This is a genomic window from Candidatus Rhabdochlamydia sp. T3358, from assembly GCF_901000775.1.
GTDB lineage: Bacteria > Chlamydiota > Chlamydiia > Chlamydiales > Rhabdochlamydiaceae > Rhabdochlamydia.
Window position 1 is genome coordinate 46,338 of sequence record NZ_CAAJGQ010000015.1, and the last position, 19,378, is coordinate 65,715.

Sequence of the window (19,378 nt, forward strand, 5' to 3'; positions counted from 1 at the left end):
ATTCCGTTTTAATTCCTTCAAGTAAGTGATCTACGCTTTTTAAATTTATCTAAATATTCTAATGCTTTTCCTGTTCCTAAACAAACAGCTAAAAGCGGATTAGGAGCTACAATCACGGGAAGGCCTGTTTCTTTAATTAAGGATTTATCAAATCCTTTAATTAAAGCGCCTCCTCCTGCTAATACCATACCTCTCTCAACTAAATCTGCCGATAATTCAGGTGGGCATTGCTCAAGCGTTAATTTTACACATTCAACGATTTGTTGAATAGGTTCTGCTAAGCATTCTCGGATTTCTACTGAATTAATTCTTTTTGTAACAGGAAGGCCTGCTACTTGATCTCGGCCACGTACTTCCATTTCAAGCTCATGCTCTCCTAAAGGATAAGCAGAGCCGATTGTGACTTTAATCTCCTCAGCTGTTCTAGGACCAATCATTAAATTGTAAGTACGACGCATATAATTGACGATGCATTCATCAAATTCATCTCCTGCAATTCTTAGAGAGCGAGATTCGACAATTCCTCCAAGAGACAGAATAGCAATTTCGGTTGTTCCTCCACCTATATCAATAATCATATTTGCAACCGGCTCATGAACAGGAAGATCTACACCAATAGCAGCTGCCATCGGCTCTTCAATTAAAATGACTTCTTGAGCTCCAGCACGCAGGGCTGAATCTTCAACAGCGCGTTTTTCTACCCCTGTAATGCCAGAAGGAACAGCAATCAAAATTTTAGGACGAAAAAAACTCCGTGCAGGGGTTACTTGCTTGATTAAAGCTTTTAACATTCCTTCTGCGATTTCAAAATCAGCAATAACGCCATCTTTCATGGGACGTACTGCATGTATTCTACGCGGTGTTTTTCCTAACATAGCTTTAGCTTCATGCCCAACAGCTAACACTTCATTATTTGTAGAATCAACAGCTACAACAGAGGGTACAGCTAACACAATCCCTTTTCCACGTACATATACAAGGGTATTTGCTGTTCCTAAATCAATTCCAATACCACTAGAAAAAAGACCAGAGCCATTGGTAAATCTATTAATAAATCTACCAGAAGCTTTTTTGAAAATCGTTTTAAACGAACCAGAATTTGCCATATCTTTGTTTTTTTTATGTCTTTAAAAGCTCTAATACATCTTCCCAGGTGAGCTTTGCTATCACCTCATCATCGCAACTTACCACTTTCTTGACCAATCCTTTTTTTCTTCTCTGCATTTCTGCAATTTTTTCTTCAATGGTATCAAGCGCAATGAGCTTATAGGCTGAAACTGATTGCTTTTGTCCCATTCTATGTACTCTATCTGTTGCTTGATTCTCCAAAGCTGGGTTCCACCACATATCGTAATGAATGACAGTATCAGCACCTACGAGATTTAGACCTGTTCCACCTGCTTTTAAAGAGACTAAAAATACAGAAATAGAAAGATCTTCATTAAACTTCTTAACAACCTCTAGGCGATTTTTACTAGATCCATCCAAATACACAAAACGAATCCCCTTTGCTTCAAAATCCTCTCTCATAATTTGTAACATACGTGTGTACTGAGAAAAGATTACGGTTTTGTGTTTACCTTCTATCAATGTTTGTAAAAGGTCAAGTAGCATGTCATATTTAGCAGAATCACCCGGTTCTGCTTTTTCTTTTGCAAAAATCGCAGGGTGACAACAGATCTGCTTTAATCTAGTAAGGGTTGCAAGAACATGGATTTGTACTCGATCAAAGCCATCTCTTTCTACTAACTTCACTAATTCATCACGAGCAGATTGTGCATAAGACCGATAGAGCTGCTGTTGCAACTCTGAGAGTTGGCAGTGGTAAATAATCTCTGAGACAGGTGGTAGATCATCTAGCACATCGCATTTCATCCTTCTTAGAATAAAAGGCGCTACTTTCTTGCGTAGATACTCTAAATTCTTGGTTTGCTCTTTGCCTGAAACACGAATGTACTTTTCTACAAATCTGTCATAGGTTCCCAAAAACCCAGGCATCAAGAAATCAAATAAACTCCAAAGCTCTTCCAAAGAGTTTTCAATGGGCGTTCCTGATAGAATTAACCTGTGGTCTGCTGACACCATCTTAACCGATTTGGCATTTCGAGTACCTCGGTTCTTAATATGCTGTGCTTCATCTAAGATCAGATAAGAAAAATTAGCTACTTTATAATGCTCAATATCTTTTTGCAATAATGTATAAGAAGTAATGATAATATCACACTGATCTAACTGCCCAATCAATTTTTTCCGATTATTGGGAGCTCCATCGACTACAACAGCCTTCATTTTAGGATTAAACTTAGAGACTTCCTCTTTCCAATTATATAATAGAGAAGTTGGACAAATAATCAGAGAGGCTCGAGGACTTTTTGTTAAATGCTGTGTTAAAGCAACAATGGCTTGCAGAGTTTTACCAAGACCCATGTCATCAGCAAGAATTCCGTTTAAAAACATGGTCCTAAGCCTTTCTAACCAATGTACTCCTTCTAATTGATAAGCGCGCAATGTAGCTTTTACACAAGTTGGTACATCAGAAAAGATCAGTTGTTTCTCACCAATCATCTGCTTGCGAATTTCTACTAGTTGCTCTGTCATAGAAAATTCTACAGGCAAACCTTCAAATTGAGATCCATCGATATTAGCTAAGCTCCAAAGAGGTCTTTCTAGTGTATGGTTTTCAAGAACCTCTATGCCCATCTCGTCAAATAGCTGCACAACTGCATAGAGTCGATCCAGATCTAAAACTAAGATTTTAGGAATTTTATGTCCCTCACTCCCTTTTTTTACACGACATTTAGGCGAATCGAGTTCGATAAAAGATTTTCTAGATCCTACACATTCCCAAAGCTGATCGAGTTTAATTCCATTAAGAGCACCATTGACCCTTAATGCAATCATATAAGTACCAATTCGATCTGTATGAGATAAATCAATGATAAATTGTGTTTGATCATAGATAAATTGATCGAGTAAATTCTGTGGACAATTAAATTGCACTCTCTGTTGATACCGAGGAATAATATCCGTCATAAACTCAACAATCTTTTTCTCAGATTTTGAGATATACATCCCAGTATCGGGCTTAAAGAGAAAGTCCTGAAAGAGATCTTCAATGATTTCTCTTTCTTCTACTAAATTACGAGCCAAAATCCCCTGCTCTGAAACAAAGCAATTCACTCCTTTAAAGGTAAGTTGTGAGACAGCAACAGGAACTTTATGTCCATCGTAATTGAAATGTAAACTAGCCTCTAACTCTCCATCTAAATAAGAAATATCACAAGTAGCTTCTAAGTTACCTACAAATGGCAGAGTAACAAAATCTTGCAGTGCCTCTTGATTAGCAATTTCCGCATAACGAGCCATTTGCGGCAGAGCATTTTCTACAAAAGTTCCAAATAAAGGAGTCGGAATTGTCATATCCCGAATTTGCTTTAAATTACGTAAATGCAACCTTGTAATAGACTCAGGGAATCGGTAATAGACATTCTTATAGATCATTCCCGGTTTTGCACATTCAAAAAACCGAGACTCTTCCAATCCAATTGCATGGTCTGCAACAAGGATGCGAGGATCGATTAAAATCTTAGAGGTAGGCGGAAGAATATACTGCAAGCAAAAACGCAACTGTGCTTGTGCTGGAGAAAACCGTAAAGGCATTTCCATGGTAGCTTCATAGATTCCTGGTAGAAGAGGAGACTCATCTTCTTGCGACAATAAACCAGATTTAGCCATTTTTTGCATGGCTATTTCATACGTTTTTGCCAAAATCATGCCAAAGGTTTCTAAGTCTAAATAGGCAACTCTTTGCGCTCTTTCTGTGTGATTGTTTTCATAAAAGCGCGCTTGATCTCGTATAATTTGTATAATCTCTTGTTGTATTGGATCAAATGATTGCAAAGAAAAACAATAGTTCTTTCCGGCGATACAAATGATCTCTTCATAACGCAATCTTTCTAAAAAGAGCCTTGCATTTGGTACATATAAGGGTTTAGAGCGATAGGGAAGTCTCAGAGCAATTTGCATCTCTATAATCTTATTGTCTTCTTCTAAAACAGGATTAAAGATGAGAGCGAAATCTGCTTTATCTAACTCCTGTTTTTGATAAGATCTAAAAAAAGGAGAAACAGCAAGATGGGAGGAAGCTACCGCATATTCTTGCAGAACCTGTTTTTGATGTTGTTCTTCTTGTTGCTGAAAAATCTTGCTTTCTGCTTGCTTAATTTTTTCTAATAGTTGTTCTTGTTCTACCCTATCGATTCCAATTGTTGCTCCTAATTGCTTTAGATTGTTTTCTTTTGAAAAAGCAACCAAAATAGAATCAAGATTCTCTTCTAAATAAAAAATAAGTGCAGCTAAATGTTGACAATCATAATTGTAGGGACAATCACAATTAGAGTCCCTAGTTTCACATTCTAATCGATCAATTTCAATCTCGCTTTCATAACAATTATCATATTGTCCCATCACTTTGGCGGAAATCCGCATTGTCTTTGCGTCTAAATGTAAGAGCTTAGCTGATACGACTTTTTGCTTTTCGTAAAGCTCACGCCCTTCTTTTACAATTGCAGAAGAAAAATCCTGCTTTAATTTTCGAAAATTCAACATAAGTAGTGCAATTGATTAATGATTCTTAAAAATCTAACCGAATCTAGTTTATTATTTTTATAGAAAACTTTTTTATATATGTAAATCTATTCGGGTTTTCCATGCTTTTACCTTTTTCTTTTAACCTATGCAAGAAAAATTGCGGTTAATCTTTAAGATTTGCCAAAATGCACAAATCTTATCTCTTGTGTATTATCCAAGGAAACAAAGAATAAAAAGAGGGATCGCCTAAGCCCTTAATTCTTCACATTTTTTTAAACAAGTCTTCAAGGGTAACCTGATTTGTTACAGTCTCCTCAGAATATATCGTCTCTTTAAGTCCAAAGATAGTAACCGTGGAAAGAAATAGCTGTTTTTTAAGCTTTGTATGCTTTTGGAAGACTTGCATTTTTAAGAGATTTTAAGCGTATGTTTTATCGATTGCAAAAAGGCTTTTGCTTCTATTCCGCTGCTTTTAAATTTTTATATCCAGCAGGAAAAATACATTTTTCCTGTTTTAACTGCTAATTATATCTTTATTATTAACCGGCGGATAAAGAGTGTTAAATTTCTTCTGAATACATAAGTTACTTATAATCAATAATATACACTTTTTTAATACACAAGTAGCTAATAAACAGATGCTTAAACAAGTTAATAACAAAAAACCATTAATTAAAGTATTTTGTTTGAGTTAATTAATAATAAATAAATATTAATCCTGTAAAATAGATGTAAATAGGAGAATAAAAACATGACTATCCATAACAATCCAACACCTCATGCTGCTACTGTTAGTATACCCCTTGGCTCTGGAAGCCCTCAAATCCCTTCTAGAATCAATAATAAGGTAGAAGAAGTAGCTTTTGATGTTTTACTTTCACAAGAACGGAACACAGAACAATTACGCTTTGAGCTAAAAGAATCTGGAAAAACCGGCTCTCAGTATTATACAATAGCTACATGGAAGGGTAAAAGATACCGCATCACCGTACATGACAATAAGAGAAAGCTCGCCTATTCAGAGGGAGATTGGCAAAAAGTAGAGGCCAAAACTATCACAGTATTAGATAAAGTCCAAAACGACAAACATTTTTTTAAAGGATCTCTACAGTTGCACGCCAAGACTGCAAAGAAGTGGACAGTGACTCATGAAAATAACACACCTCATGTAGATCGGTCTGTAAACAAAAAAGTTATCAGAGAGTTCAAAAATCTACTTGAAAAACAAATCAACCCTACAAATATCTTACCTGCTACGAAATCTCCTAAAGGACTACAAAGAAAAGCTTCATATCCTTTAAATACCCTTTATAGACCGGTAAAAAAGGAAGGAGCTTTTCTTGAATCTCTTAAGAAAACTCTTAAAAAATTTAAAGAATATTTTCGTCCTTTAAAATCGAATACAAATGATCAAAATATAGATACTAAAGAAGTAAAAAGAAGTCCTCTTGAACAAGTTAAAGACTATTTCTTCCCTTTGAATAACCGTATTTTCGTTCCTCCCAATGAGGACTTTAACGATCTTTCTAGTGTCACATCTAGCACAAGCTCTTCCTTTGAATACATAGAAAATCCGACAGAGGCAGAAGGTGATGATAATACAAGCTTAGGTGGTATTTCTATTGAATCTAGTAATGTATCCAACGATAGTGGTTCTTCTTATCAAATCAAAAGATAGGGATTCTTTTAAAGCCCACTTTACTTATTTCCTAAGGCTAAAAAGTGGGCTTCTTTTTTTTAAATTCTATTATTTTAATCGCAACACTTGCTGCAAAAAAATTCTCTCGATATACTCTTGTCCTCTGTACAAAGCGGGTGTAGCTCAGCGGTAGAGCATCACGTTGCCAACGTGAGGGTCGTGAGTTCGAACCTCATCACCCGCTTATTTTTTTTAATACCTGCGGGTGTAGCTCAGCGGTAGAGCATCACGTTGCCAACGTGAGGGTCGTGAGTTCGAACCTCATCACCCGCTATATAGTTTAAATTTAAGGAGCGATTTAAATGGACCAAGCAACAGCAGAGCCTAGGCAATTGATCAATGAGCATGTGCGTTTTACCATTCACAATAAGCCCTCTTGTATTGTTGAATTTGATGTTGAAGCTCTAAAGCCATTGATGCAAGCGGCCCATAAGAAAGCGGTTAAGAAAGTAGGGAAAAACGTTACTCTTTCTGGCTTTCGCAAAGGAAAAGCTCCTGAGAACCTTATCGAAAAAAACTTCTCCAATGAAATTAAAAAACAATGGGACCAAGAAATTGCCAACGCTTCTTTTCAAGAGTGCCAAAAGCTAGCTAATATTCCTATGCTACATAAAGAAGCTAAAGTATCTTTTAGCATGAAGAGCCATTCCACACATGGAGCTCTTTTACTGCTTTCTTTTGAAAGTGAACCTACTCTTCCTTTTATAGACCCTAAAGAAGTCCAGCTAAAAAGTGTTAAAAGACCTGAAGTAAGCCCTGAAAAGATTGTTGAAACTATTCGCCAAACTCAATTTTTCTTTGCAAAATGGGAAAAAATAACCGATCGTCCTATTCAGGAAAATGACTTTGTAACTTTGGATGTAGATCTGATTGAAGAAGGAACTCCCTTATTTTCAAATACGCGTTTCGAAGTAAATGCAAAGGGCATGGCTGAATGGATGTTACCCCTTGTCCTTGGCAAAAATATCTCTGATACAGCTGAAGGAGTGAGTGTTCCCGATCAAAACGCATCTCAAGAGGAAAAAGAAGAATTAAAACCAAAAAAAGCACGTATTACTATTAAATCCATTGATTTAGCAACATTGCCTCCTCTTGATGAAAAGTTTGCTAAGCTGCTTGGGGTCTCCTCTGTTGAAGAATTACATCAACGAGTAGAAGAGTTGCTAAATAAGCAAGCTGATGCACATGTTCAAGAATCCTTACGCGAACAAGTAACAGAAATTCTGTTAAAGCAGTTTCCTTTTGATTTACCTACGACTCTTGTCCAAAAAGAAGTAGAATTTAGAATTCAGCAACTAGCTCAAAATGCTGATTTTAAAAACTATTGGGATAATCTAAAAGCAGAAGAACGCAAAAAAATGTTTGAAACAATCCAACAACAATCGGAAAAAGCTGTTCGAATGTTCTATTTATGCCGTAAAATTGTAGGTGAAGCAAATATTCGCATTGCTGCAGAAGATGTTCCCTCTGCTGCCTCTACTCCACTTGAGATTTTACTTAGCCCCCAAAATCCCAATCACTCTAATCATCCTGAAATTGAACATGCAGAAGCATATTCTCGCTTGATCTTAGAAAAGGCAGAAGACTGGATTATTAAATATGCAAAGTTCTAAGTTAAGCTAGTTCAACTTGCAGATTATCTTTTCATTGAGCAATACTAGAGAATTCACATTAACCGCTTTTGAGGTCTATCGTATGAATGTTCCATATGTGATTGAAGATACAGGCCGTGGCGAGCGCGCCATGGATATTTTTTCCCGTCTATTGAAAGACAGGATTGTTTTTATTGGCACAGAGATTACAGATCAAGTAGCTGATGTAATCATTGCCCAAATGCTTTTTTTGCGTGCTGAAGACCCAAAAAAAGCTATAAGCATCTATATAAATTCTCCTGGGGGTTATATCTCTGCTGGATTAGCAATTTATGACACCATGATGTTTATGGATTATGAAATTAATACTTACTGCATAGGGCAATCTTGTTCTATGGCTGCTCTTCTTTTAGCTGCTGGTACTAAAGGTAAGCGATTTGCATTACCTCATAGTCGAATTATGATTCACCAGCCAATGGGTGGGATTGGCGGTTCCTCTGCTGATATTGCTATTCAGGCCAAAGAAATTATTGAGCTTAAAAGAATTTGCTCTAAGATTTTAGCTCAACTCACAGGTCAAGACCTTGTGAAAATCGTTGATGACTCTGAGCGAGATTTTTTCATGAATCCAGAAGAAGCAAAAGAATATGGTCTCATTGACAAAATAGCTACACAACCACAAAAAACGCCAGCGATAAAACAAGAATAAAAACAAAAGATTTTTAAGAGTTATGACAAAAAAAGAAAAAAACGGCGCCCACTGCTCTTTTTGCGGCCGCCCAGAAGAAGCTGTGGAAAAACTGATATCTGGTCCTGAATCTTACATTTGCGATAAATGTGTGCGCCTGTGTATTGAAATTGTCGATAAAAAGCCCATTCATCATGAGCTAAAGATACTAAAACCAAAAGAGATTAAAGCTTCTTTGGATGCTTATGTTATTGGCCAAGAACGAGCTAAAAAGACCATTTCGGTTGCTGTTTATAATCATTATAAGAGAATTCGCTCTCTTCAAAAAGAGAGGGAAATCGAATATAGTAAATCTAATGTTTTATTATTAGGACCTACGGGGTCTGGAAAGACTCTCATTGCACGTACTTTAGCTAATATTTTAGATGTGCCTTTTGCTATTGCAGATGCCACTACTTTAACTGAAGCTGGTTATGTAGGTGAAGATGTAGAGAACATCATTTTACGTCTTGTACAAGCAGCAGACTATGATATTGCACGTGCTGAACAGGGTATCATTTATGTAGATGAAATTGATAAAGTTCGCAAAACAACTGGTAATGTCTCTATTACACGCGACGTATCTGGAGAAGGAGTGCAACAAGCTCTTTTAAAAATTGTAGAGGGAACCATTGCCAATGTTCCTCCTAAAGGAGGAAGAAAACATCCCAATCAAGAGTATATTCGTGTAAACACACAAAATATTCTGTTCATTGTAGGAGGTGCTTTTGTGCACCTTGAAAAAATTATTGCCAAAAGACTTGGCAAGAGTACAATTGGCTTTGATGTAGGTGAAGCGCGTGTATTTGACACCAATGAAATCAATTATCTGCTTTCTAAAGTAGAACCTGAAGACTTAATTCAATTTGGTATGATCCCAGAATTTGTAGGTCGTTTTAATAGTATTGCTAATTGCAATGAATTAACTATCCAGGATCTTGTTGACATTTTGATTAAACCAAAAAATGCTATCATCAAACAATATCAACATCTATTTGCAGAAGAAAATGTCTCTTTAAAGTTTACAGATGATGGACTAAGAGCTATGGCTGAAAAAGCAAAGAAAACAGGAACAGGAGCTCGTGCTCTAAGAATGATTGTAGAAAGTCTTCTCTTAGAATTAATGTTTGATATCCCATCAGATCCAACCATTAAAGAAATCATCGTTGATGAAGAATGTATTACCTTACAGAAAAAACCTAAAGTCATTCGCTTACAAACCAGCTAAAATAAGGCAGGCTAACCTGCCTTTATTTTTTACCTTGTCTGATGTTGTACCATTACCGAGAGCTCTTCCTTACCTGCTCGAGCACTTTCTTGCCCAGAGGCGCTAAAAGAGCTAATAAATTGCATTTGTGCTTGTAGTTCGACTACTTTTTGTTGTGACATTCCCTGTCCTAGTTGCTGTGCAGCATTGATATCTTGAACCCATATACTTATATAATCGACCACGCCTTTATCATCCGTATCGTGATTTTTCTCATAGAATTGCTTGGCCAACCAAACAACATCTCCCTGTAGAGTTCCTCTTTGATCTTTCTGAAAGGAGGTATCCCCCTGCCATTTTTTAATGTCTTCCGAAAATTTAGAATCTCCTACCTTAGTGTCAAAATCATCTATAACGCCCTCTATAGCCGTTACAATTGGTTTAAAATCAGGTTGAGTAACAGATGCTTCTTTAAGCTTTTTACAATCTTCTAGAAGCTTATTATAGGACTTTTGTATTTCTGTGAGATGCTTCCCATCAAATTTATCCCAATCCTCTTGGGTCACTTCTTTTTTAGCTCCTAATTGATTTTGTATCTTACTAAGTGATGTATTCAAAGAAAGCAAATCGCTCATAACAGAGCTGAGCTTATCTGTTTCATGAGTAATGAGCAAAATTTTCACAGAAACATTGTCCATAGCTTTAACATAAATGACTAAAACAATGATGGTTAGAGAAATCCCATCTGCTTTCATGCGATCCACAAGACTTGCCCACTCAGATTTGCTAATGTTTGTATCTTCAGATACTTGTCTATTGCTAAAATTGGCAATAGTAGAAGGGATTCCATTGATAATATGCGTCATGAAATATTCTTCTTTTTGGTTTATAAATAGAAAAAAAGCTCTTGAGTTTCAAGAGCTTTTGTATAAGAGGCTTTTTTTAAGCCCTACTGAATGATTTAGCCATTGCGCTAATAGTGTTTACTACTTCTGATACATCATTTACCAAGGCTCGATACATACTGAGCTTTTGATTAGCTTGGTTAGCGACCACTTTATCTCCAGAGTTAAGAAAGTCTAAGCAGCTAAGAATCTTAGGATCATTTCTTAGTGCTTGTTTTTCTTGTCCTATACGTTCTTGATAAAATGCTTGATAGTTTTCATGGTGCTTTAAATCTAACCATAAAACGCCTTTACCTATCTCTAATGCACCTAAAGCAATATCTAGTCCTAATATCTCAAAATAAGCTCCAATGCGTCCAAAGAAAGAACCATGCTTCAATGTATCTTCCGCATTAGCTAGCTTCTTTACTAAAGCTGCAATCTGTCGATCTAAATCAGCCATAGCCTTATTATCTCTTTGAACATCGCTTTTTTCTGCTTTCAAGTTATCTTCATCTTTTTTTAGCTTGTTCACCAGATCTTGGTCTGGTTTGTAGCTATTGGCCGAATCCAACTCTCCTTTTACATAATCATTTACATCTGCACCTAAATCTTGGGTAGCTAAATGGCTTAAAAAATTCTTTATCGCATTTAATCCACTCAAACGATCTGTTGCTGAATTTTCAATATCTTGCAAAGCTTCAATAATCGCCTTTTTCACCATCTCTTGTTCTATATCTGTATGTGATGCTTTCTCAGCATTACTACTTACCTTACTTTCCATCTCAGCTACTAGAGCTAAGACATTTCCTCTTATTGCTTCTGTCATATAATTACCTTATTATACTTATTAAACTTTATTAAAACCAAAATTTTTTAATTAACTTATTTATCAAATATCACAATTGATAAATAATAAACAAATTAAAAAGCTCTTATTATACTCTATGCATTTCTGCAAGCTCTTGTAAATACTGCCAATGCTCTTCTTCTATTCGACTTCTGTGCATTTTAGTGAGCGGTACTTTAAATTGAGGGCCTATACATTCTAAATTTTTTCTTAACCGGTCAAATTTATAGATAGCCACATAGTTTTCTTGGGAATCTCCCTTGTGCAAATCGCAAAATAGTCTACAATGATAAAGATCTCTCATTCGGTCTTCAAAATCTATCTGATCTAACCCCTGGTGCCTTTCTCCAAAAGCTTGGATATGCTGCAAAGCAAAAGTTAGCTCCTTTGCATGGCAGTGAAACCCACAAATTTTACCTTCTCCAAAATTTACCTCGATATAACCTCCTTCTTGGTCCTGATTCCAATTACATTCCAGGATCTCAAAACAGGCTAAGTGCGGTTGTACTTGTATTTCTAAATTCATTGTATCTCTCCTTTAAGCTCTAGAGGAAGCTACGTTTAATGCATACATGTCAATATTCAAGAGCTTATCAACTGTCTGATTTACGCTACTTCGAGTTGCTTCTTGGGTTTGATGGTTATGCTCAAATGTTCCATTAGCAGCATCATTGCTAGCTTTTTGCGCTTGAGTACCACCATCCATCATATGAAACAGACCGCCTAATCCTGATAGAGCTTGACCTATTCCATAATGTTTCTGATGATTATGGTTGATGTCTTCTCGATCGATATTATGTTGATTATTTAAGGCCTTTTTCTGAGCGTGTAGGGCATCTACATCTACTCGTTCTTGGCTAACTGGAGCCTGAACTTGTTGAACTTGTACAACAATCCCGTCTTCTTCCACTTCGTTCATTGCAGGTACAGGTTCAATAGATGCACTAGCACTATTTATCTGACTATCCAAACTAGTATGATTGTCTTCAAAAGCAGTTCTCAATGCACTCATTTCACCAGCTGTATTAAAGGCGGCTTTTACTTGATAACCCCCTCCTCCTACTTGGAATGCACCTGTACCGGATTGGATTAAACCGCTTGTTTGCATGCTGCTTGCTGCATCAAATCCAAACTTAAGCTGTGCTACTGAGGTTTTAGCTTGGGCTAAAGAGATAACTTCTCTAAGCTTATTCAAAGTATCTGACATTTGAACCATAAAAGCAGAAACCACTTTCTGCATAAGCTGAGGATATTTTGTCCAATCTACGCTGCTTAAACCTTGATCAAATTGGTTATTTATTATAATGCTCATATTATCTACCTATTATTTTTTGACTTGCTATTTGACCTTCATTAAAGATCATTTGGGCAATACCGCCCCCTACTTTAATCTGCGTTTCACTCTCGTGTTTGAGCGAATCAAAGTTGGTTTTAACGTTATGATTTATTGAATCAACACCACTCTTATTACTAGTTATTTGACTATCTAAGCCTGCTTTATAACTTTGCGTTCCAGCTGTTGCAGATCCCAACGTTACTTGTGCACCTGCAGAAGAGGCAGAAACTGCGGCTGTTAAGCCTTCGCTTATTCCTGCAGTGGCTAAACCACCACCTAAAGTCAGCGGAGTTAATACAATGGTTAGAATTTGGATCCAATCCATAATCCTTATCACCTTAAGCATCTTATCTCCTTGTGTTACACTATCATGTGCAAAATCAGACTCTACATTAGAGAAAGATTGGCTAGCTTGCATTTGACTGATCTGCGCGCTCAGTTGCTCACCCATTAATTGAGAGAGCATATTTGCTTTTGTTATAGTACCTATTGTCATATTAGCCTCCTTTTACCTTGCTACCTGGAATCTAGACATTTGTCCCCATTCCGAGATAACCTGTGAAGCCTGCTGCCCTTGCTGCGTATTGCTACTTGATGTGTTTACAATGTTTAGCTGGGTTCCTGTTTGAATGTTTTGGTTAGCTTTTTGCGCAAGTAGGTTCCAAAAACTATTTAAAATACTAATTTGGGCCAGCTTTGCTTGATCAGGTCCTTCTTGAGTAACGGGTCCTAAACCAGTTCCTTCTGGGTTATTCATAGCAGGAACTGCAAATCCTAGAGAAACACCTGTTCCTGCAAGAGCGCCCGTTCCTCCTAGTGCAAAAGTACTAGCCGTTGCTAGGGCTCCTTCTGTGGCTAGAAATCCAGTTGCAGCTGTTCCTTCTGCTGCTAGTAATCCAGCTCCTGCTGCAGTACCAACTCCTGTAAAGAGCAAGGCAAATCCAAGGATGGCAAGAAGAGAAAAACCGATAATTGCTCCAATATTTGCATGACGCCCTTGTGTAGACTCATTAGCAACTTTCTTCTGTTCTTTAGCGGAGTCTTCTAATAAGAGATTCTGTACATGTTGTTGATCCATCCAACCCGCTTCTAATTTGTCATTTTGGTCCATCTGACTTTGAGCAAATGCGATATAAAGCATTAAGATATTTGTCACTCGTGGATCAAAACCTGATTTTTTAACAGCTGTTTTAATTTCAGTTAAAAGAGTTCTTACTTTCTCTTTTAGAAGAGCTTCTTCTCCTTTTTCTAAATAATTCAGCCTAATAGTATCTGCAGGAAGCATGCCTTTATGCTTCTTGTTCTTTACTTCTGAAACTGAGGAAGAGTCTTTAGGATTTAAGTCGTTAGGAGGTAAAGTTTCACCCATCCTAATGCTGTTTGTTTGTATTTTTTCTATCATATTATTTCTCCTTATTACTTATTTTTATGTGGCTAGTTGAGCCATTTTAGTTTTTAATTCAGTCATTACTTTAATCATCTCTTGAGCAGAGTTATTATATCCGTTTAATGTTTGCATATACGCTTGCACTTGGATCGATTGCTGTTGAGATTGTCCTGATACCATGTGTTGTGCAGCACTTCCATCCATCCAGAAGTTAGCTAAGTCGCTTTGTTTACCTGTTCCACCACTATGATTTGATTGATAGTACTGCTCTGCTAAGTAGGCTAATATTCGATTCAAGCGTGTAGAATCTTGTCCCTGAGCATTAGGATGAAATCCTGTATCATTACCGTGGAAACCCGTATCATTTGCCCACTGCTCAATGGCTTCAGAAAAAGACTCTCCTCCTATTTTGGCTTCAAAGTCTGCTTTAAACTGTTCTACTGTTGTTAAAAGCGCTTTTAAACTAGGGTCCTTTTCTCCTTTTTTCTCTACTTCTGCTAAATCTTTAATAAATTGCTTATAATCATCTGCAATCTTCTGGATCAACTCTTCCATTTTATTCGCTTTCCAAGCTTCCTCACTGGCACTTGGCACACCGCCCAAGCCAGCTTCCAGCTTGCTCAAATCTGCGTTTAGTTTAATCAAGTCATCCTGCAACTTACTAAGCTGGTTTGATTCTTCTACAATATCGGCAATACTCTGAGAGGTGCGATCCATCGCTCCTGTTTTCTTCTTATTGGACATGACTAAAAGCACGAGAATTTCCAGAGTAACACCTTCTTTTTTGAGTTTTTCAATCCAATCACTAAAAGAGGGATCCTCTCCTAATCTAAAAACTGGTAGTATGGGTTCTTGTCTTATGATTTCCATGAATGCCCTCTCTTAAGATGAAATCCAACTCGCTCTAGGAGCGCGTTGTTTTTTTATTTTTTTATTTCTTCCTACTATCTCTAAAATCTCATCGGAATGCTTTTTAAACTCTTTACTGAAGCTCACGATTTTCTCTTGATTAGGGGTATTCTTCTTTGTTGCATATTCTACAAGCTGCTCAATCTCTTCTGGGCTTAAGCCTAAGTTCTCTTTAACCTTTTCAAAATAATCCTTAAGAAGACCTCGAACTTGATTTAATCTTTCAATAGCTTGTGTCTGTTCTTCTTTAGAGCCTTTAATAATAGCATTTTTCCAGGTAAGCATTAAGTCATTGATCAATTCTAAGATCTCGCTTAAATGCGTCTCTTTATATTCGGCATTAGACTCTAAGAACTGTTTTGCTTGTTCTAGATGTGTTGTCATGGCTTCCTATTTTGTTATTGTTTATTATTTCTTCTATTTATCTATTATAATTATCCCACAAACTAATTAAGAGAATATTAATAACAAATTGTAAAAATGTTATATAACTGTATTTAAAAGACTTAAAAAATTAAAAAAATAATTCTTTGAAACTTAGAAGGTTAGGTTATTTTTCTAAGATAGGAATAAATAGTTGATTATAAAAGACTTATAATCTAGAAAGAGGCTTTTAAGAGAATAAGATTGAAGAAATTGTAAAACTATTTGTTAGAAAAGCTCTGAATGAGAACCTATTCGAGCTAAATAAAGAACTTTTTCAGCTAAATTTACTCTATAAACGAGTAATACATCGGGTTTAACATGGCATTCCCTGTATCCGTAATAATTTCCAGATAAAGCATGGTCTAAGTATTTTTCAGGTAATTTCTTTTTTTCTGAAAGCAGCTTTATGACTCCATTGAATTCCTTAATGACTTCTTTTTTATATTGGAATTTCTTTAAGTCTTTTTTAATTCGATTGCTATAACCAAGTTCAAGCATCTGGATTAATTCCCATTTGTTCCCAGAAATCATCAATGGATATACAACGAGTTCCATGACCTTCATCTAGTTCTTTTATAGCTGCAAGTGTTTCCTTGTTGAACTTTTTAGGGAAGTCCTTGCTCAGGTAAGATAAAATTAAATCACTAAGATTTAAATGTGCCTTAGCAGCTAGCATCTTAATATACGCCCTTTCATCAGGGGTGCATTCAATAGTCATTTTTACTTTTTTATGAGCAGACAGATCCCTCATAATACCTCCTTATTCTTAACATCCAATAATACCATTATCCCAGGATTTTTGTAAAATCTACTTAACCAGGAAAAATGTTTATGGTTTTCAAAATTAAATTGATAATAACCCTAGTTTTGGGTTTTTCTCTTTGATTTTAAAGTAGATAGGTTCATTTGGTGATCTTAAATTGCGAATTTGCAATAGTTTGAACAAATGAGCAAAATCTAGATGAAAAATACTAGGTTCCAAGCAAGTTTAGAACTAGACAAATCATTTGTTATCAATATTTTAGATGTGATTCTTATTGGATAAAAAACCAAAACTCAGGTTCTTAAGATGAAATCCAACTCGCTCTAGGAGCGCGTTGTTTTTTTATTTTTTTATTTCTTCCTACTATCTCTAAAATCTCATCGGAATGCTTTTTAAACTCTTTACTGAAGCTCACGATTTTCTCTTGATTAGGGGTATTCTTCTTTGTTGCATATTCTACAAGCTGCTCAATCTCTTCTGGGCTTAAGCCTAAGTTCTCTTTAACCTTTTCAAAATAATCCTTAAGAAGACCTCGAACTTGATTTAATCTTTCAATAGCTTGTGTCTGTTCTTCTTTAGAGCCTTTAATAATAGCATTTTTCCAGGTGAGCATTAAGTCATTGATCAATTCTAAGACCTCGCTTAAATGCGTCTCTTTATATTCGGCATTAGACTCTAAGAACTGTTTTGCTTATTCTAGATGTGTTGTCATGGCTTCCTATCTGTATTTAAAAGACTTAAAATTAAAAAAAATAATTCTTTGAAGCTTAGAGAGTTAAGATATTTTCTTAGGATAGACTTATATCACTATAAATGAGTGGCTTAATAGGATATATTTTGAGATAATTTCGGTTAAGTGCACCACTCAAGCCTCTGGATTCATTTCCATTTGCTTCCAGAAATCATAGCTGCAAGGGTTTTCTTGTTGAACTTCAGCCAAGACCCTTTAATATATGCTCTTTCATCAAAGGTGCGTTCAGCAGATTGATCTCATTATCTTAATTTAATCTAAAAATGACATTTTTGTCATTTTTTGCTAGTTAAAAGTGACAAAAATGTCATTTTTTGCTAGATTAAAGTGATAGATAGGTCATTAATAAGGGGGCTTTATGAAACGTAAAATGATGGATCGCTTGATTGAGTGGAAACAAGAAAGATCGCGTAAACCCCTTTTACTCAAAGGGGTTAGACAAGTAGGGAAAACTCACCTTCTGAAAGAATTTGGAAAGCTTTTTTTTCCCCAATGCCATTATTTTAATTTCGAAAAGCAGCCTGACCTCGCTAAAATCTTTGAACTCGACCTGGTTCCCCAAAGAATTTTAAATGAATTAAGTTTTTATCTTGATCGCCCCATTCATATAGGAAAAGATCTGGTGATTTTTGATGAGGTCCAAGAGTTGCCTAAAGCGCTTACTAGTTTAAAGTACTTTCAGGAAGATTGCCCTGAGCTGCATTTATGTGCTGCAGGGTCACTTTTGGGACTTCATCTGAGCCCAGCTTCTTTTCCTGTGGGGAAAGTCACTTTTGAAACTCTAAGGCCAATGTCTTTTGAGGAATTTTTGATGGCTAATCACGATAAAGCTCTTCCTACTATCCAAAAACTCACATTAAAAGACAAAATTCCAGAGATTATCCATGAACATTTGTGGCAACAGCTCAAGCTTTATTTTGTTGTTGGAGGTTTACCTGAAGTAGTAGCCACTTATTATGAAAATAAAAACCATCTTTTTGAAGCCTGTTCAATCGTAAGAAAAAAACAAGATGATCTTCTTAACTCCTACTATGCAGATATTGCAAAGCATTCAGGAAAAGTAAACGCGATGCATATTGATCGCATATTTCATTCAGTACCCGCTCAGTTAAGTCAAACTCAAGACTCTACAATTGCACGATTTAAATTCCGAGGAATTGTTCCAGGAGTGACTCATTATGACAGACTGGCTGGGGCAATTGATTGGCTAGAAGCTGCTGGACTAGTTATTAAGGTCCCTATTGTCAATACTGGCTATCTTCCATTTAAAGGTTATACAAAGGAAAATTTTTTTAAATTATTGCTATTTGATATAGGCATTCTTGGAAATATGAGCGATCTTCCTCCAAAAGTTATTCTTGATGCTGATTATGGGAGTTATAAAGGTTATTTTGCTGAAAATTTTGTAGCTCAAGAGTTGCTTAAGGCAAGGGATAAGTTGTTTAGTTGGCAAGAACAAAAATCAGAAGTGGAATTCTTACTGGAAATCTTAGGACAAGTTATCCCTATCGAAGTAAAATCTGGCACCACTACCAAGGCAAAAAGCTTACAAGTATTTTCAGAAAAGTACAAACCACCCTATCAAGTCATTTTTAGCGGACGATCTTTTGATATAAGAGCTAAAACCCATTATTACCCTTTATATTTAGCAGGGTCTTTCCCTCTTCCTCATAAGGATGCTCGTACTCAGGGGTAGTCCTTCTTTCCCTAGCTAAAGGATTTTTCCTACTTCTTGAAATGGAAAAGAGCAGTCAGTCCTCTTCAACTAAAATAGCAAGATCATTTATTGCAGACTTGAAGTCGATACCCACAACATCATTCAAGCAGTTAAAACTCTCGATTCGAGAAGATAAACCTCATGATATACCCTTTAAGTTTTTTACATTACAATTTTTAAACATTTGAAAATCAATACACTGCACTTAAAAATTTACAGTTTACTCTAAAAACCTCAGTTTTGGGTTTTCTAGCTGGTAACTAGCCCTAAACTTTCCTTATCAGACATTCTAATACGAGGTTTTTTAGGTTGCCTCATATAAGCTGCAATTCCACAAAGAGTATTAACCAAAAAGTTACTCACTGATCTATGCCTTGTGTGCTCAATCTGGGATATATTTTTAAGTTGATCATTTACAGTTTCAATAATAACTCTTTTACGCAGTAGTATTTTATCTCTGAGATTCATGAACTTATTTTTCATTTTAGACCGTAAATTTGTGAATAATTGTAAGCCTTTATCCATTAATTTTTTTCCTAA

Annotated in this window: 19 protein-coding genes and 2 tRNA genes; 7 read left to right on the plus strand and 14 right to left on the minus strand. The window is 36.1% G+C overall.

Annotated elements, in window-relative coordinates; all coding sequences use genetic code 11:
- Positions 1-17: 17 nt before the first annotated feature.
- Together RHTP_RS04655 and RHTP_RS04660 are read right to left on the minus strand one after the other, a co-directional pair.
- Complete coding sequence (locus tag RHTP_RS04655; protein ID WP_138106962.1) at positions 18-1,106, minus strand: rod shape-determining protein; 1,089 nt, start codon at positions 1,104-1,106, stop codon at positions 18-20.
- A 13-nt stretch (positions 1,107-1,119) separates the two neighbouring features.
- Positions 1,120-4,608: a DEAD/DEAH box helicase gene (locus tag RHTP_RS04660; RefSeq protein ID WP_138106963.1), complete on the minus strand. Its 3,489-nt coding sequence runs from the start codon at positions 4,606-4,608 to the stop codon at positions 1,120-1,122.
- Positions 4,609-5,341: 733 nt separating this feature from the next.
- On the opposite strand from RHTP_RS04660, the gene RHTP_RS04665 reads away from it, so the two are divergent.
- From RHTP_RS04665 to clpX, 6 genes are all read left to right on the plus strand, one after another.
- The gene (locus RHTP_RS04665) at positions 5,342-6,268 is read left to right on the plus strand and encodes a hypothetical protein (RefSeq protein WP_138106964.1); all 927 of its coding nucleotides are present in this window, start codon (positions 5,342-5,344) and stop codon (positions 6,266-6,268) included.
- A 133-nt stretch (positions 6,269-6,401) separates the two neighbouring features.
- A tRNA-Gly gene (locus tag RHTP_RS04670) sits at positions 6,402-6,473 on the plus strand.
- Between the two features lie 17 nt (positions 6,474-6,490).
- Positions 6,491-6,562 (plus strand) — tRNA-Gly (locus RHTP_RS04675).
- Positions 6,563-6,591: 29 nt separating this feature from the next.
- Positions 6,592-7,902, plus strand: a complete 1,311-nt coding sequence (locus RHTP_RS04680; protein WP_138106965.1) for a trigger factor — start codon at positions 6,592-6,594, stop codon at positions 7,900-7,902.
- 82 nt (positions 7,903-7,984) lie between these two features.
- A complete protein-coding gene (locus tag RHTP_RS04685) occupies positions 7,985-8,590 on the plus strand; it encodes an ATP-dependent Clp protease proteolytic subunit (RefSeq protein WP_138106966.1) in 606 nt (201 codons plus the stop codon).
- A 22-nt stretch (positions 8,591-8,612) separates the two neighbouring features.
- Positions 8,613-9,836, plus strand: coding sequence for an ATP-dependent Clp protease ATP-binding subunit ClpX (clpX, locus tag RHTP_RS04690; protein ID WP_138106967.1), 1,224 nt, complete (start codon positions 8,613-8,615; stop codon positions 9,834-9,836).
- 29 nt (positions 9,837-9,865) lie between these two features.
- Here clpX and RHTP_RS04695 read toward each other — a convergent pair whose 3' ends face one another.
- The 11 genes from RHTP_RS04695 to RHTP_RS04745 all read right to left on the minus strand — a co-directional run bounded on the left by RHTP_RS04695 (position 9,866) and on the right by RHTP_RS04745 (position 16,998).
- The gene (locus tag RHTP_RS04695; protein WP_138106968.1) at positions 9,866-10,681 is read right to left on the minus strand and encodes a hypothetical protein; all 816 of its coding nucleotides are present in this window, start codon (positions 10,679-10,681) and stop codon (positions 9,866-9,868) included.
- 76 nt (positions 10,682-10,757) lie between these two features.
- Positions 10,758-11,528: a hypothetical protein gene (locus tag RHTP_RS04700; RefSeq protein ID WP_138106969.1), complete on the minus strand. Its 771-nt coding sequence runs from the start codon at positions 11,526-11,528 to the stop codon at positions 10,758-10,760.
- 109 nt (positions 11,529-11,637) lie between these two features.
- Positions 11,638-12,075 (minus strand): hypothetical protein, encoded by a 438-nt coding sequence (locus tag RHTP_RS04705; RefSeq protein WP_138106970.1) that lies wholly within the window; start codon positions 12,073-12,075, stop codon positions 11,638-11,640.
- Positions 12,076-12,087: 12 nt separating this feature from the next.
- A complete protein-coding gene (locus RHTP_RS04710) occupies positions 12,088-12,861 on the minus strand; it encodes a hypothetical protein (protein WP_138106971.1) in 774 nt (257 codons plus the stop codon).
- Position 12,862: 1 nt separating this feature from the next.
- Entirely contained in the window at positions 12,863-13,381 is a 519-nt protein-coding gene (locus RHTP_RS04715; RefSeq protein ID WP_138106972.1) for a hypothetical protein, read from the minus strand.
- A 12-nt stretch (positions 13,382-13,393) separates the two neighbouring features.
- Positions 13,394-14,287 (minus strand): hypothetical protein, encoded by an 894-nt coding sequence (locus RHTP_RS04720; RefSeq protein ID WP_138106973.1) that lies wholly within the window; start codon positions 14,285-14,287, stop codon positions 13,394-13,396.
- 24 nt (positions 14,288-14,311) lie between these two features.
- A complete protein-coding gene (locus tag RHTP_RS04725) occupies positions 14,312-15,142 on the minus strand; it encodes a hypothetical protein (protein ID WP_138106974.1) in 831 nt (276 codons plus the stop codon).
- 12 nt (positions 15,143-15,154) lie between these two features.
- The gene (locus RHTP_RS04730; RefSeq protein WP_138106975.1) at positions 15,155-15,565 is read right to left on the minus strand and encodes a hypothetical protein; all 411 of its coding nucleotides are present in this window, start codon (positions 15,563-15,565) and stop codon (positions 15,155-15,157) included.
- A 267-nt stretch (positions 15,566-15,832) separates the two neighbouring features.
- Positions 15,833-16,105 (minus strand): type II toxin-antitoxin system YafQ family toxin, encoded by a 273-nt coding sequence (locus RHTP_RS04735; RefSeq protein ID WP_138106976.1) that lies wholly within the window; start codon positions 16,103-16,105, stop codon positions 15,833-15,835.
- Positions 16,098-16,358 carry a hypothetical protein gene (locus RHTP_RS04740; protein ID WP_138106977.1) on the minus strand — a complete coding sequence of 87 codons (261 nt, stop codon included), beginning with the start codon at positions 16,356-16,358 and terminating at the stop codon, positions 16,098-16,100. Before RHTP_RS04740 ends, RHTP_RS04735 begins: the two co-directional genes overlap by 8 nt.
- A 313-nt stretch (positions 16,359-16,671) precedes the next feature.
- Positions 16,672-16,998 carry a hypothetical protein gene (locus tag RHTP_RS04745; protein WP_138106978.1) on the minus strand — a complete coding sequence of 109 codons (327 nt, stop codon included), beginning with the start codon at positions 16,996-16,998 and terminating at the stop codon, positions 16,672-16,674.
- 481 nt (positions 16,999-17,479) lie between these two features.
- On the opposite strand from RHTP_RS04745, the gene RHTP_RS04750 reads away from it, so the two are divergent.
- Positions 17,480-18,817: an ATP-binding protein gene (locus tag RHTP_RS04750; protein WP_138106979.1), complete on the plus strand. Its 1,338-nt coding sequence runs from the start codon at positions 17,480-17,482 to the stop codon at positions 18,815-18,817.
- 270 nt (positions 18,818-19,087) lie between these two features.
- On the opposite strand, the gene RHTP_RS04755 is transcribed toward RHTP_RS04750, so the two are convergent.
- The coding region (locus RHTP_RS04755) for a transposase (protein WP_244609526.1) at positions 19,088-19,378 on the minus strand (291 nt) is incomplete at its 5' end.